Source organism: Mesobacillus jeotgali (genome assembly GCF_900166585.1).
In the GTDB taxonomy this organism is placed as follows: Bacteria; Bacillota; Bacilli; order Bacillales; family Cytobacillaceae; genus Mesobacillus; species Mesobacillus jeotgali_A.
Genome location: NZ_FVZC01000009.1, coordinates 472,859 through 487,362, shown reverse-complemented (window position 1 = coordinate 487,362; position 14,504 = coordinate 472,859). Strand labels below are relative to the sequence as shown.

Annotated in this window: 18 protein-coding genes; 6 read left to right on the top strand and 12 right to left on the bottom strand. The window is 40.9% G+C overall.

What is annotated here, in order from left to right:
* Positions 1-56: 56 nt before the first annotated feature.
* Positions 57-983, bottom strand: a complete 927-nt coding sequence (gene cyoE / locus B5X77_RS12415; RefSeq protein WP_079508306.1) for a heme o synthase — start codon at positions 981-983, stop codon at positions 57-59.
* A gap of 614 nt (positions 984-1,597) precedes the next feature.
* Between cyoE and B5X77_RS12410 the strand changes: the two genes are divergently transcribed.
* A complete protein-coding gene (locus B5X77_RS12410) occupies positions 1,598-2,554 on the top strand; it encodes a COX15/CtaA family protein (protein WP_079508305.1) in 957 nt (318 codons plus the stop codon).
* Positions 2,555-2,593: 39 nt separating this feature from the next.
* On the opposite strand, the gene B5X77_RS12405 is transcribed toward B5X77_RS12410, so the two are convergent.
* Together B5X77_RS12405 and B5X77_RS12400 are read right to left on the bottom strand one after the other, a co-directional pair.
* Positions 2,594-3,802 (bottom strand): FtsW/RodA/SpoVE family cell cycle protein, encoded by a 1,209-nt coding sequence (locus B5X77_RS12405; protein WP_079508304.1) that lies wholly within the window; start codon positions 3,800-3,802, stop codon positions 2,594-2,596.
* Positions 3,803-3,982: 180 nt separating this feature from the next.
* Positions 3,983-4,264: an Fpa/YlaN family protein gene (locus tag B5X77_RS12400; protein ID WP_079508303.1), complete on the bottom strand. Its 282-nt coding sequence runs from the start codon at positions 4,262-4,264 to the stop codon at positions 3,983-3,985.
* 188 nt (positions 4,265-4,452) lie between these two features.
* On the opposite strand from B5X77_RS12400, the gene B5X77_RS12395 reads away from it, so the two are divergent.
* A complete protein-coding gene (locus tag B5X77_RS12395; protein WP_079508302.1) occupies positions 4,453-4,953 on the top strand; it encodes a molybdopterin-binding protein in 501 nt (166 codons plus the stop codon).
* 89 nt (positions 4,954-5,042) lie between these two features.
* Here the strand turns inward: B5X77_RS12395 and B5X77_RS12390 are convergent, their stop codons facing one another.
* Entirely contained in the window at positions 5,043-6,383 is a 1,341-nt protein-coding gene (locus tag B5X77_RS12390) for a PhoH family protein (RefSeq protein ID WP_079508301.1), read from the bottom strand.
* A 195-nt stretch (positions 6,384-6,578) separates the two neighbouring features.
* On the opposite strand from B5X77_RS12390, the gene B5X77_RS12385 reads away from it, so the two are divergent.
* Entirely contained in the window at positions 6,579-7,163 is a 585-nt protein-coding gene (locus B5X77_RS12385) for a YhcN/YlaJ family sporulation lipoprotein (protein WP_079508300.1), read from the top strand.
* A gap of 29 nt (positions 7,164-7,192) precedes the next feature.
* On the opposite strand, the gene B5X77_RS12380 is transcribed toward B5X77_RS12385, so the two are convergent.
* Complete coding sequence (locus B5X77_RS12380) at positions 7,193-7,648, bottom strand: pyridoxamine 5'-phosphate oxidase family protein (RefSeq protein ID WP_079508299.1); 456 nt, start codon at positions 7,646-7,648, stop codon at positions 7,193-7,195.
* A gap of 154 nt (positions 7,649-7,802) precedes the next feature.
* Between B5X77_RS12380 and B5X77_RS12375 the strand changes: the two genes are divergently transcribed.
* Positions 7,803-8,003 carry a YlaI family protein gene (locus B5X77_RS12375; RefSeq protein ID WP_079508298.1) on the top strand — a complete coding sequence of 67 codons (201 nt, stop codon included), beginning with the start codon at positions 7,803-7,805 and terminating at the stop codon, positions 8,001-8,003.
* A gap of 434 nt (positions 8,004-8,437) precedes the next feature.
* Here B5X77_RS12375 and B5X77_RS12370 read toward each other — a convergent pair whose 3' ends face one another.
* From B5X77_RS12370 to typA, 3 genes are read right to left on the bottom strand one after another with little or no spacing between them, the layout of a single operon-like run.
* Positions 8,438-8,731: a hypothetical protein gene (locus tag B5X77_RS12370; RefSeq protein WP_079508297.1), complete on the bottom strand. Its 294-nt coding sequence runs from the start codon at positions 8,729-8,731 to the stop codon at positions 8,438-8,440.
* Positions 8,732-8,742: 11 nt separating this feature from the next.
* On the bottom strand, positions 8,743-9,057 hold the full coding sequence (locus tag B5X77_RS12365; protein ID WP_079508296.1) for a YlaH-like family protein: 315 nt from the start codon (positions 9,055-9,057) through the stop codon (positions 8,743-8,745).
* A 19-nt stretch (positions 9,058-9,076) separates the two neighbouring features.
* Positions 9,077-10,912, bottom strand: a complete 1,836-nt coding sequence (typA, locus tag B5X77_RS12360; RefSeq protein WP_079508295.1) for a translational GTPase TypA — start codon at positions 10,910-10,912, stop codon at positions 9,077-9,079.
* A 152-nt stretch (positions 10,913-11,064) separates the two neighbouring features.
* On the opposite strand from typA, the gene B5X77_RS12355 reads away from it, so the two are divergent.
* Positions 11,065-11,250: a YlaF family protein gene (locus B5X77_RS12355; RefSeq protein WP_079508294.1), complete on the top strand. Its 186-nt coding sequence runs from the start codon at positions 11,065-11,067 to the stop codon at positions 11,248-11,250.
* 34 nt (positions 11,251-11,284) lie between these two features.
* Here the strand turns inward: B5X77_RS12355 and B5X77_RS12350 are convergent, their stop codons facing one another.
* The 3 genes from B5X77_RS12350 to B5X77_RS12340 form a co-directional block, all read right to left on the bottom strand.
* On the bottom strand, positions 11,285-11,746 hold the full coding sequence (locus B5X77_RS12350; RefSeq protein ID WP_079508293.1) for a hypothetical protein: 462 nt from the start codon (positions 11,744-11,746) through the stop codon (positions 11,285-11,287).
* Positions 11,740-12,543, bottom strand: a complete 804-nt coding sequence (locus B5X77_RS12345; protein WP_079508292.1) for an inositol monophosphatase family protein — start codon at positions 12,541-12,543, stop codon at positions 11,740-11,742. Before B5X77_RS12345 ends, B5X77_RS12350 begins: the two co-directional genes overlap by 7 nt.
* Positions 12,544-12,804: 261 nt before the next feature.
* A complete protein-coding gene (locus B5X77_RS12340; protein ID WP_079508291.1) occupies positions 12,805-12,999 on the bottom strand; it encodes a hypothetical protein in 195 nt (64 codons plus the stop codon).
* 167 nt (positions 13,000-13,166) lie between these two features.
* On the opposite strand from B5X77_RS12340, the gene B5X77_RS12335 reads away from it, so the two are divergent.
* On the top strand, positions 13,167-13,787 hold the full coding sequence (locus B5X77_RS12335) for a YktB family protein (protein WP_079508290.1): 621 nt from the start codon (positions 13,167-13,169) through the stop codon (positions 13,785-13,787).
* Positions 13,788-14,134: 347 nt separating this feature from the next.
* Here the strand turns inward: B5X77_RS12335 and B5X77_RS12330 are convergent, their stop codons facing one another.
* Entirely contained in the window at positions 14,135-14,425 is a 291-nt protein-coding gene (locus tag B5X77_RS12330) for a UPF0223 family protein (protein WP_079508288.1), read from the bottom strand.
* Positions 14,426-14,504: the final 79 nt, after the last annotated feature.

Genomic DNA, 14,504 nt, shown 5'->3' with positions numbered 1-14,504 from the left:
TTTTTAAATATATGGAAAAATCCTCTCTCAACAAAGAGTGAATCTCCTAACAAAGGTTAGATGAGTGTGACAATTACCATAGCGACAAACATGACTGTTAAGTATTGTAATGAGTATACAAACATCAGTTTTGCCCATTTTATATCATCTTTAAGCTTTTCAAGATAGATTCCCAATACGATCCAGCCAATATTCAGGATGGTTGCCAGGATCATAAACGGCATTCCCAGTTCAGGAAGGAAGAATGGTAATGGAAGCAAAGCGGTGATCCAAAGGTAAATAGATCTTTTTGTCGCTTTAAATCCTTTGACAACTGGAAGCATTGGAATTCCGGCTGCCCTGTATTCTTCTGCTCTCCTCATGGCCAATGCATAGAAATGGGGAGGCTGCCATGCAAAAACGATGGCAAAAAGCATCCAAGCCATTATATCGAGATTTGCGTCAACAGCTGCCCAGCCAATTAATGGCGGTACTGCTCCCGAGATACTTCCAACAATTGTGTTGGATACATATTGTCTCTTTGACCATAAAGTATACAGAACTACATAACTAAAAACTCCAAACAGTCCAATTACAGCAGCTGTAATGGTAGTTGTAAGCAAAAATCCCGTGCCAATCCCAATCAACAGGAAGCTCATCAAAGCTACTTTACCCGGCTGGACTTTCCCGGTTACAGTCGGCCTGTCTTTTGTCCTCTCCATTAAATGGTCGATATCCCGGTCGATATAGTTATTCAGGCTGCAGGAACCTGCCACAATCAAGGATGAACCAATCAATGTAGCAAGAATCAAATCAATACTGTCCAGGAATCGCGCACCGCTAAAATGAAGCGCAAGCCATAACCCAGTAAAAGTCGTCATCGCATTTGAATTTACAATTCCCACTTTAATTAATGCAAGAAAATCTTTCATCATCGATTTCTCCACGACTGCAGGCTGTCCGTTTTCTATTACAGCTTCTGAAAAAGCTTTTGAATTAGACATCCAGTATCCTCCTCCATCCCCTTTTCTTTCAAACCCGCATTCGAATTTTTACAAAAAAAAGAAGAGTATTTTAAATTTATATCCCCAATGGTTTTCACTATTTTTAACGTGTTTAGACTGTTAAATGTTTGTGTAGAAAAATAAAGCCTACGTTGTATATTAAATCACACTTCACAACTTTTTTGTGAATTTTTTTTGAACAGAATTTGACTAATTTGTGTCTTACCGCCATTATCCTTAAAGTTCATTTTTATTGCAAGGAATTTCCTCTAGAAATGAAAGTTTGTTAATAAGGATGCTTAAGACCTATTTATACATATTTTTGGATAATATTTTTCGGGAAGTTAAATATGCTGCTATGTAATAATGATCTGCCATGATACAGCTAACATGAGCATTTTACTGATAAAACTGATTAATGTCCATCATCTATCATTAGTATTGAAAATAATCTTTATATTGTGTAGTATCTAAAGTATTGTTTTCTATCCTTTTTCGTCAAAATTCGTTATTATAGGGATAGAATTTTTTTATTTTCTACAAGTTTCTTTCATTATACATGTCAAGTTTATAATTTGACAACTTATCGAACTTTGAATGAGCAGGTGATGATCATGAATCGTTCCCTTAAGTGGCTGGCTGTTTTAACCACGATTGGGATGCTTTTTGTTTTGCTCGGCGGAGCATTGGTTACGAAAACTGAATCTGGAATGGGCTGTGGGAAGTCGTGGCCGCTTTGCAATGGTGAATTTGTCCCAACCGATATAACACCAGAGCTTGTCATTGAGCTGGCACACAGATTGGTCTCAGGAAGCGTGGGCATCATGGTACTGATTTTATCCATTTGGACATGGAAAACCATCGGACACATCCGGGAAACAAAATTTTTGGCCATTTTGTCATTTTTCTTTTTAGCTCTGCAGGCTTTAATCGGCGCCGCAGCTGTTGTCTGGGGGCAATCCGATTTTGTCCTGGCTTTGCACTTCGGCATTTCACTTATTTCTTTTGCATCTGTACTATTGTTGACCTTACTAATATTTGAGGTCGATAAAAAGTTCGAGGCAGAGAAATTAGTGATTGATAAAAGAATGAGATTCCATATTATTGGACTCGCAGTCTACAGTTATATGGTCGTATACACCGGTGCGCTTGTCAGACATATGAACGCGAGCCTGGTTTGCAAAGATTGGCCGTTGTGTTCGAATGGCGGTTCCTTCCTCCCTTCCAATATCTACGAATGGGTGCAGATGGGCCACAGGGCTGCTGCAGGATTCATTTTTATTTGGATCGCTTATGTAACCTATATTGCCGTAAAACATTATAAGCATGAAAGAGTATTATACTGGGGATGGATTATTTCCATGGTCCTCGTTTCACTGCAGGTTATCGCCGGGGCTTTGATTATCTATACAAGACTTAATTTGTATATTGCCCTGGGACACGCCTTCTTCATCTCAGTATTATTTGGGGTATTCAGTTACTTCTTGCTTCTTGTTTCCAGAAGCAAGAAGAATGCCGCAAGCGTACAAAAACCTTCAGCAGTTGACCTATCTCCGGCAACCGTAAAATAAGAAGCTGCAGCATTCGCTGCAGCTTCTTTTTCTTTATATTTATGACCTGAACTTAAACGTATTCTGATTCACCATGGAAGGTGAAGGGTTCGGCTGGGAAGCTTTGTCCTTCTTATATTTTTCTTCGTAATTAACAAACATCGATACATTGACCAAAATACCGGTTGCAATTGCAAGCTGAATCAATGAAGAACCTCCATAACTCACAAATGGCAGTGGCACCCCTGTCAACGGGATGACACCTGAAGCACCACCCAGGTTGACAAATGACTGTATACCGATCATGCTCGAAATTCCAATGGCAAGCAAACTTCCAAAAGGATCTTTACACTTAAGACCAATATGGATCCCTTTTAGGACTATGAATGCAAGGCTCAGCAATACGAAACTTACTCCGAATATACCAAGTTCCTCTGATATGACGGCAATGATGAAGTCTGTGTGCGGCTCGGGAAGATACCCAAGCTTTTGTACACTTTCCCCAAGGCCTAAACCTTTTATCCCGCCGGAGCCAATTGCGTAATATGAATTGGCCAGATGATAACCAGTATTTTGCTCATCCGTAAACGGGTTGCTGTAGGCTGTAAATCTGCCAATCCTTGTTTCAGAAAAAATTTCATCCTGCAGAAATATCACAAATGGGGTCAAAAATGCCAGTCCGAATAAAATCAGCTTGGTGATATTTTTCAGATTCATTCCAGAAGAAATGATGATTGTGGCAGCAATAGCAAAAATAATGGCTGCAGTACCGAAGTCAGGCTGGATGGCAACAAGCATGCAAACCAGGATCAAATATACAAGGGGCGGAACTACTCCTTTATTGAACTGGTTTATGTAGGACTGTTTTTTGGCATATACCGCAGATAGATAAATAATAACGCTCAATTTGGCAAATTCAGATGGCTGAAGGCTCCTAGCCCCAAGTTCAAACCAACTTAACGCATTGTTCGTCACTTTCCCGAATAAAAACAATGCACCAAGTCCTCCCAGGATAAATACGACCATTGGAAGCAACAATTTTGTGCTTTTCATCGCTTTATAGGGGAATATTGCCGCAATAATGAACAAGACCGAAGCTACTAACAAATTGATCTTTTGCTTTTGAAAGAAAAAATCACTAGGATAGTCATACCTTTGAATGGCAGTGACCATGCTGGCACTGTATACCATGACAAGTCCGAATAAGCATAAGAGCACCACAACAATGATCAATGAATAGTCATAGGATTTCAGTATTTTTTTAAACATTGTCTCTTCCCCATCTTCTAAGTTGTTTAATCTATTCTACTATAAGTTGAAATATCCTGCCTTCGTTTATGGAAAAGTTATGGAACTGTAATAAAGTCATACCTCTCTTAATTAAAACTTAAAGAAAATACTTCACAAAAAAACTCAAACATCCGCCGGGATCGTTTGAGTTTTTAGGATTTATTTTTTTAACGAAGCTTCATGCAAGATGGAAAGTTCTCTCTCTAATTGTTCAAGAATTACTTTCCCATCTGATTCTTCGATTAAGCCGAGCCTTACTGCAAAGTCTATCTCTCTCGATAATCCAAACATCTGCGTATCTAGAACCTCTTCATAAAGAGGGCATTGAGGCATTGTAAGGTTATCCATTTGCACTTTGATCAGCCTTAAAATTTTATCAGCGTCAGCCTTTAATAAGGCATGGGCTTTTTCCTGATGGTTAATAATCATATCAGACGCCAACTTGATCCCCCCGTTTCCGAGCGATTACCCAATCCTATCTATAAATTTTACCCTTATGCGGACAAAAAAGCAAGAATATTAGGGAGGAAGAAATAAATGATCCTGTCATTCGGGATAGACGAAATGACATTCGTCCCAAATATCGGTATACTTGATTGTAACATGCAGAACAAAGGCAGGAGGAAAACATGGAAACGATTATCCCTATCAAAGGAAAAGTTAAATTCAAAATCACATTGGATCCGGGCGTGTGGATTTTCGATGACAGAAAAGTAGATTTAAATACATATTTTACTGAAAAGCATGAAAGCGAAGATCATATTGAACGATATACGAAGGCAGTTTCTAAGCATTGGGACCGTGAAATCATGGAAGGAGCTGTTTATCCCCCGACACTTAAGACTGAAGTAAAGTTCGAGAAAGAAAAAGCCTTAACTGGTACATTCGGCATTCCTTTCAAATCATTTCTTGAAAACGCTGAACCAGAACCCGAGTCGAAAAAAGTAGTGATTGAATACGGTGAAAACGATCAGGCAGTGCTTTCTATCGAAGAGGCTACTGGGATTATCCTCGGTTTTTCAAAGGACGGCAAACCCTTAAAAGAAGATGGGCCACTGCATGTATATTACAAAGATGGGTCTAATAAGGATCATCCAATCAAAAATGTTACCGGTTTTACCGTCGAATGATATGTAAGGCACACCAACGGGCATCCAGCAGGATGCCCGTTATTTACTTTTCTTAGCTCATTCGTCACTGATGCAAAAGTTCATTCGGCTTATTTTAATATATCGGCAGCCAACTGGGCTAGAGGCGACCTTTCTCCTTTGACCAGTTGTACATGGCCTGAAATTTGCTGGTCCTTGAACTTTTCGACGACATAAGTCAAACCGTTATTATATGCATCCAGGTAGGGGTGATCAATCTGGTCAGGGTCCCCCATCAGGACAATTTTGCTCCGCTCCCCGACCCTGGTCAGGATTGTTTTCACCTCATGTTTTGTCAGGTTTTGAGCTTCATCAATAATGATAAATTGATCCGGAATACTTCTTCCTCTAATATAGGTTAGTGCTTCGACTTCTATTGATCCCATTCCAGCGAGGATTGCATCCAGCTCACCTGGTTTTTTCGTATTGAATAGGAACTCAAGATTGTCATAAATTGGCTGTATCCACGGCCTGAGCTTTTCCTGTTTTTCGCCAGGCAAATATCCAAGATCCTTCCCGACGGGCACAATCGGTCTGGCGACAAGAAGCTTTTTAAAGATGCCCAGGTCCTCAGTCTGGAGCAGACCTGATGCCAAAGCCAGCAAGGTTTTGCCTGTACCTGCGCGGCCTATCAATGTAACGAGGGGCATGTCTTTCCGTAAAAGCAATTCCATTGCCATTATTTGCTGTACATTTCTCGGCCGGATCCCCCAGGTATGTTTCCCTTCGTGCTCGAATACAAGCTTTTTCACCTTTTTATTTTTGGTATCTACCATTCCTATCGCAGATGCTGAACTGCCAAGAATATCTTTCATGATCACAAATTGATTCGGATAAAAAAAATTTTGCCCTTTTAATTCAGCGAAACCAAGTTCGCCTTTTTCATAAAAACGGTTCAAAACCTCAATTTCAAGATATACTTCTGCATAACCAGAATAGAGGTGATTCATATCAACAACCCTGTCGCTCAAAAAGTCCTCAGCGATCAACCCAATCGCATCAGCTTTTACCCGGACGAGTGCGTCTTTGCTGACAAGGATTACCGGACGCCCATCCTCTTTGGTTTCTTCTTCGAGGCTCAGGTTTTTTGCCACTGCGAGGATTCGGTTGTCATTCGTTTTTTCAACAAAGATCTCCTGAAGTTGATGGAAGGAGCGATGGTTCAACTCAATCCTGAGTGTACCTCCGCCTTCTAGATTGATTTTCTCGTGAAGCTTCCCAGTTTCCCTCATGCCGTCTATTAGCCTTGAAACCTGGCGTGCATTCCGCCCAATCTCATCCATATATCTTTTCTTTGAATCCACTTCCTCCAGAACTACAGCAGGTATGACAACTTCATTGTCTTGAAAGGAAAAAATTGCGTGCGGATCCTGTAGTAAGACGTTTGTATCCAGTACGTATATTTTACTCAAATTGATGCCTCCCGCCTTATTGATCTCGACTTTGGCCAACTCGGCAGCCTTGGCCGGGACTTTGGTAAAATATATGACTTTCTGAATAAAGATAGAAGATGTTTTGCACAATAACCTTTGAGCATTTGTTTTTTTATATAACATTACAGAATGTTTAATGGTGTTTTCAGATTAAATATCCGGAGGGATTTAATAATGATAAGATTGGTTGCTGCAATAACGTTCATTTTTCTATTGACTGCATGTAATGGGCAGAATAACGCTAACCAGAATGGCAATAATCATGAGGTCAAGGTGCAAAATAGTGTGATTGAGGATGTTGACCGCCAATCAGGACAGAAGATTTCCCGCCATCTTGTAAATTTAACAACCCATATCCCGAATGTAGAGGATGCCGCTGCTGTGGTTATTGGCCCTTATGCTATTGTCGGAATAGACGTAAATGATAATATGGAGCGGTCGGAAGTAGATACAGTAAAATATACGGTGGCCGAGGCTTTAAAGAAAGATCCTCATGGTGCCAGTGCTGTTGTGATAGCAGACCCGGATATCACTGCTAGATTGAAGGAAATTGGAGAGGACATAAAAAGTGGACAGCCGCTCAGGGGAATCCTGAATGAACTTTCCGATATTACAGGAAGGATCATGCCAGAGGTCCCTGCGGATATGATTGACCCGCAAACAAAGAGTCCGACAGAGGAACCAAAGAAGCAACTGAATCAGGGCGAGAGAAAACAGCTGGAGAAAGATCAGGAACAACAATCAAATTATCATAAATAGGGCAGGATTGAAAAAAGCTTAGTCTTCGACTAAGCTTTTCTCATTGCATCCATTACTTGCTTATCGAGGCGGGCTGCCGCATCCTTATCATATGTCTTGTCATATTGTGGTTCTGCTACGATTTTCGAACCATAGAACATGACGTCTCTTACTTCGCTGATCTTGATTTCGACTAATGCCAGCTTCAGCGGTACTCCTTCAAGCTTTTCCTGTTTAACACTTGCAGTGCCGCTGATTGAGTATGTAGATTCATTCGCAATCAGATTGATTACTGCCTTATGATTGCTTTTGATGTTCTCGATGATTCGAGATCTGTTATCCACTGCGAAATAAACAGTTTCCTCGTCCTTTGCAAGTACCCATGAAATGGCGCTGACATTTGGTCCGCCAGTTTCATGATCAACCGTCGCCAAGGTGACAAAACGCTCTTTTTGAAGTTCATCGAACAATGGTTTAATTAGTTTAGGTTCTACTTGATTTGCCATATTCACCCTCCTTAAACTATCATAATATTACTACGAACCGATTATTCGGAGCAAATCAAACGATTCCCCTTTTCCCGGTTTTAAACCATGATATACTATAATAAATCTAAACTCAAATAAGCTATGTAAGCTAATTATCGATAAGAGGTGCAGTATGAGAGTCAAGTGTGTTTTATGCGACAAAATTGAAAATATCAATAGTGATACTCTTCAGGCAAAGAGGCTTCGAAATCGTCCAATCCATACATATATGTGTGATAACTGTAATGAGAGAATTGCCGAGAAAACAAACAACCGTATCGCCACGGGCAATTTCAAACTGTATCGAAGCCGGGTTAAAAAGGATGACTGGTGATTGCCATGCTATACCCAGGACTAAAAACAGGAGCATGAGTGGAGGATTTTGACAGCATTTTACGGTTCGCTTCCAGGCTGTCATTATTTAAGGTGGATTTTGACAGCTTTTCTGCTTTCCTTCACTCACCTGTCTTAACACAGGGATTATCTGATAGCTTCGGTGCTATCTTCTTCAAACCTGTCTGAATTCTGGACTTTTTTTGACAGCTTCGGCGCTTTTTTCCTCCTGTCTGTCTTAATACTGGACTTATCTTGACAGCTTCGGTGCTTTCTTCCTCCTGCCTGTCTTAATCCTTGACTTATCTTGACAGCTTCCTCCTCCTACCTGTCTTAATCAAGGATAATTTGAATGCTTATGGTTGTTCTTTCTTCTCAATAACATCCCGAACCTCACGAAACATCAAAAAATCCGCCCATCGCTGGGCGGATTTTTTAGTCTTGCTCTGGATAGTTCGCGTATTTGTCTGGTTCCTGTCTGATCTGGTCAAGCATGACTTCAATCAGGTCGCGGGGGAAACGGTATTCCTTGGAGTTTCCTTGTTGGACGACAGTGACATAATACATCAGTGCATCACGTTTCAGTTCTTTTGACTCAACTTGATGTTCCTCGGCAAGAATTTGCTCGAACAATTGGGTAGTTTCCTGGGCTGCTGTATCTTCTGGTCTAGCGTCGCTGACGATTTTGATAGTCAGCCAATTATAAATTGCATCCTGGAGTGATTTCATTTCCCCAACTCCTATTTGACATTCGCTTCTGCTTTTTTATGCTGGCGCAGCCTGAGTTTGTAAATGATCAGGATGAGTGCAGCGACCACAAGTCCTTCCGCAATCGGAAGGAAAATAGCAAGGAAGGTAAGGACTGTAGAGCCTAGCAATAAAAACATGTAGATGATGATACTTTTCAGCAACGGCAGCTTTTGTGCAAATCCGAGTTTATAAACAAGGATACTTAAAGCGGCAATCGTTAAATAAAGTAACCACATTCCGACTGTTGGGTTCTCATCTACCCTGAATAATGCAGCAAAAAATGATAATCTCTGGCTTACATCCATACTTCTTCCCCCTACTTAATTAAGCTTCAGCGTATTTTTTCTTTTTCGCCTGTCTTTCACGCTCATTCTTATCAAGAATCTTTTTACGGAGTCTGATTGATTCAGGTGTTACTTCACAATACTCATCATCGTTCAAGTATTCCAAAGATTCCTCAAGCGTCATGATTCTTGGCTTCTTGATGACAGAAGTTTGATCCTTGTTAGCAGAACGAATATTAGTAGCTGCTTTCACCTTAGTGATATTTACTGTAATATCATTTTCACGAGTGTGCTCACCAACAATCATGCCCTCGTAAATTTCAGTTCCTGGCTCAACAAAAATAGTACCGCGGTCTTCTACCTGCATGATACCGTATGTTGATGATTTTCCAGATTCCATTGATACAAGAACACCCTGGCGGCGTCCGCCAACCTGGCCTTGAAGCATTGGCTGATAGCTGTCAAATGTATGGTTAATGATACCATATCCGCGAGTCAATGTTAAAAATTCTGTTGTGTATCCAATAAGTCCACGTGCTGGTACGTTGAAAATCAATCGAACCTGGCCGCTTCCATTGTTGATCATATCGAGCATTTCGCCTTTACGTGCACCAATTGATTCCATGATGGATCCTGTATGTTCTTCAGGAACATCGATTTGAACTCGTTCAACCGGTTCACATCTCACTCCGTCGATTTCCCTTACGATAACTTCCGGTTTAGACACTTGAAGCTCATAGCCTTCACGACGCATGTTTTCAATCAGGATAGACAGGTGCAGTTCTCCACGTCCGGAAACGATCCAGGCATCAGGGGAATCAGTGTTGTCTACTCTAAGACTAACATCAGTTTGCAGCTGCGCGCGAAGTCTTTCTTCGATTTTCCTGGCAGTAAGGTATTTACCCTCACGGCCAGCGAACGGACTGTTATTGACAAGGAATGTCATTTGAAGTGTCGGCTCATCAATACGTAAAACCGGCAGCGGATCCTGGTTGTCGAATGGACATACTGTTTCACCGACATTGATGTCTTCCATACCAGATACTGCGATTAGGTCCCCAGCATATGCTTCCTGGATTTCCTGACGCTTCAATCCGAAGAATCCAAAGATTTTTGTGACACGGAATTGTTTTACTGAACCGTCAAGCTTCATAAGTGCTACCTGTTGGCCGACTTTCATGGTTCCGCGGAAGACACGGCCGATTCCGATTCTGCCTACATAGTCATTATAATCAAGAAGGGCAACCTGGAATTGAAGTGGCTCTTCACGATTATCAACAGGAGCAGGGATGTGGTCAATGATTGACTCGTACAATGCCTGCATGTTTTCATCCTGTTTATCAGGATCCATACTTGCAGTTCCGTTGATACCAGATGCATAAACAACCGGGAACTCAAGCTGGTCCTCATCTGCGCCTAGTTCGATGAACAAGTCAAGGACTTCATCAACTACCTCTGAAGGACGGGCAAAGTCACGGTCGATTTTATTTACAACCACGATTGGGGTTAAATGCTGTTCCAATGCTTTCTTTAAAACAAAGCGTGTTTGAGGCATGCAGCCTTCATATGCGTCAACAACAAGCAATACGCCGTCTACCATCTTCATGATACGCTCTACTTCGCCGCCAAAGTCAGCGTGACCAGGAGTATCAAGAATGTTAATACGTGTATCTTTATATGAAATAGCTGTATTTTTCGCGAGGATGGTGATTCCCCGTTCTCTTTCAAGGTCGTTGGAATCCATTGCACGCTCTTCAACGTGTTCATTGGAACGGAATGTACCCGACTGCTTTAGGAGCTGGTCAACCAATGTCGTTTTACCATGGTCAACGTGTGCAATGATTGCTATATTTCTAATATCTTCTCTTAATTTCAAAAAAGTCACCCTGCCTTTAATTCGTAATTTATCGATTGGCTTTTTACACAACTTACATATTATAACACAATAAGAGTAGAAACCTAAAAGCATTTTAATGTACAATTAAATATATTATTATTTGCACCAAATGTCGAATGGGGGGAAACACCTTGAAGCAGATAAAATGGCCATTATTATTTTTCGCATTTGCAGCCGCTTCATGCATGATTGGGATTGGGATCGCCATAGGTGAACGAAGTGTTGCCGGCGCTATAGCTTGTATCATTGCGCTTGTATTAGTTATGGGATTCGGATTTAAGAAAAAAAAGAAGATGAGAGAAGCAGGAGAGCTTTAAAATACAATAGCAAAACCGGCTGGAATACAGCCGGTCATTCAAGAGGGCGGACCATGATTAAAAAGGTTTCGTCCTTATTTTCTTCTGTTTTGAATTGTTCGAAACCGCAGTCAGCCAAAAAGTTGGACCATTCATATTCATCAATAGGAACACCCGCAAAAAGTGCCTTATTCCCTTTTGCCTTCATTTCGTTTGAAAGTATGTCCAAAATGGCAGAGGCGAAACCACATCGCCGTTCCTCAGCTTTTACCAGTATCGTCCCTAACCACGGTTTTTTATTCGAAGGAGCCGAATCGACATGGAAAGTAACAGAAACAGGGCTGCCCCCTTTTTCCCATACCCTCCACTCACCTGATATATCCTCATACTGGTTTAAGTAATCCCCGAGGCTCATTCCTTTTAATTCATTTTTTATCCATTTTGGACTGGTTGCCACAAGCTGTTGAAGAAGTTCCGAATCTGAACCCCGATATGGCCGTGATATTAACTTTACCATTTTCCATCTTTAAGGTAATTCGTTAAAATTTCACCGTGAAGGCCAGGCTTTGAAACAAACAGAGAATTCTGCTTCAGCATATCCAGTTTTTCTCCTCTGAGGTTCGTGGCTTCTCCGCCAAGCTCCTTGATCATGATAATGCCTGCAGCGATATCCCATGGAGCAAGCCTGGGTGTCATATAAGCATCGATCCTGCCAGTTGCGACATAGACCATTTCCATCGCGGCTGAACCATATGAGCGTGTCCCTCTTACGTCCTTTACAAGAGGAATAAGCAATTGGTGATCGATTCGTTTATTTGGGGCAACCCAGATAGCATTAAGGGCAATAATCGCTTCACTGACCTTTGCTTCTGTCAGTGTTGGAATCGACTTTTCATTTAAATACACTCCGTTGCCCTTTATACAATGGTATAGTTCATCATGGACTACATCGTATATAAGGCCGATCATTCCCTCTCCATCAATATAAATGCCAATTGAAATGGCAAAATTCCGCTGTTGGTGGACAAAATTCATCGTTCCATCTATAGGGTCTATTATCCAGACGACACCTGATAAATCAGTGACCTCGTCGCCGTAACCTTCTTCACCCATAATCTTATGGTCCGGGTATGTTTCTTTAATTTTTTTTATAAAATATTGCTCTGTTGCTTGATCTATATCTGTAACCAGATCATTAGGATTCGATTTAGACGTTACATTCAAAGTCTTGGGAAAGGAATCCCTAATATTCTCTCCGGCCTCTTTTATCCATTCTTTCGCGTATGTATCAATTTCTTTCAGATTATATTCCATTCAGCTTTCCCCCGTTCTAATAATTTTACCATCAATCAAGCTTTAGGAATCTACTTAAGCTTATCCAATTCACTTCGTTTCCATCAAGTATTAGGATTTCCCTTGTCAACTGATTAACATGCAAGTTCTATTCGTTATGTTTAAGACATAAGAAACGAACTCCATCAGCATCAAGGGAGTTCGTTAAGTGTCTGGATCACCGCAGTATTTCATTTTCCTGATCATTTGCTATCTTCTTCCTTCAAAGTACGTTTTCGACAATTACAATGCCTTTAAACGAAGTAATTCTTGTCGAATTCTTTCTAATTTTTGTTTGCATTCTTTCATTTTCGGTTTATCTGATTCCGTCATGGCATCAAAAAGTGTCGCTAATTCATAATCCATTTCAAGTCTTAAGACAGCGGTTCTCTGCAGTTCACCATTTCTTTTCCTTGTTGAATTTATAAGTTGTTTCATTTATTTTACACTCCTCTATTAATTTAAGTTTTTTCTTCATTGTATGAAGTTTCATTTGGCTGTGGTACAAATATGTGCGGATACCCAGGTCCCGAAAAAGACCTGTCGCTTCTATTTTCGAAAAGCTTTTGCTACAATATTTGACAAAGCATTAGGAGGTTTTTATATTGTCATTTCAAGGATTCGATAAAGCAGATTTCGATGTTTTTAAAATTAACGGTCTCGATGAACGAATGGAGGCTTTAAAATCCCATATTCGCCCGAAGCTTGAACAACTCGGCCAGCATTTCGCTCCTACCCTTTCAAGCATTGCCGGCGAAGAGATGCATTACCATGTAGCCAAACATGCCAGACGGACGAAGAATCCGCCAAAGGATACATGGGTCGCTTTTGCCAGCAATCCGAGGGGGTACAAAATGCTGCCGCACTTCCAGATTGGCCTGTGGGAAACGCATGTCTTTATCTGGTTCGCCGTAATATACGAGGCACCTGATAAGGAAGTCATCGGCAAGAAACTGGAAAATAACCTTGATTCTATTTTTTCTCGGACTCCTAAGAATTTCTATTGGTCAGCCGATCATATGAAACCAGAAGCGACCATGCATGGAGAGCTTTCTAAGGAAGACCTTCTGTCGATGTTCCAACGTCTCCAAACCGTTAAGAAAGCTGAAATCCTTTGTGGATTAAACATTCCTCGCGAGGAAGCCGTCAAGCTTAGCAGTGATGAAATGCTTTCGAAAATTGAGTTTGTATTTAAAGAAACATTACCCCTATATAGATTGGCATAAACCATTTAAAGCGTAGGCGACTGCCCAATTTCGACAAGGGCTGCTGTCCTAAATAAAACATTTTGGAGTTGCCGGATGCAGTACATCGTGTTTTCTCTAAGGACCTGACAGCGCATTTGTTCTTTGACTACATAAACATGACCTAAATCGAAAAGTACAGCTGATGTCAGAAACGCAGAAACTTGAGGACTCTGACAAAGGTGTTTTTATGCTGGAGCTGGCGGAGGGCAAGTTTCAGAGTTTCTAGGCTACGACATTAGACATGCGTTTTGAGTAATTAGGGGCCGCACCTTGACAATAAGAAAGAGCCCATTCTTATATGGGCTCTCTCTTATTGTTTCAGCAAATTACCTTTTTAACTTTTTTGAGGCGACCTTAATCTTCTCACCGGTAGCGGTTTCTTTAATTGCTTTTACTGCCTGAAATGAGACGTAGCCGCTAACTTCCTCAAATTCATTGAAAAGTGTTTTTTCCTGTGCTTTAGCAGGGACAATTTCTTTAAAACGCCTGTATGCCTCAAGCAAAGCATCGCGATCAATCCCTTTTTCGTAGGCTTGCTCAATACATTCATAAAAATGAATGACGTCGACAATTTCATCAGTTGACCATGTATAGTCTATCGGATATTGGTATTCCATCTGTGCTCACCTGCTTTTATGCTGTATCCGGGATGTCCCAGACATCGTTTTTATGTTAATCGATTGTACAGTTATTTCC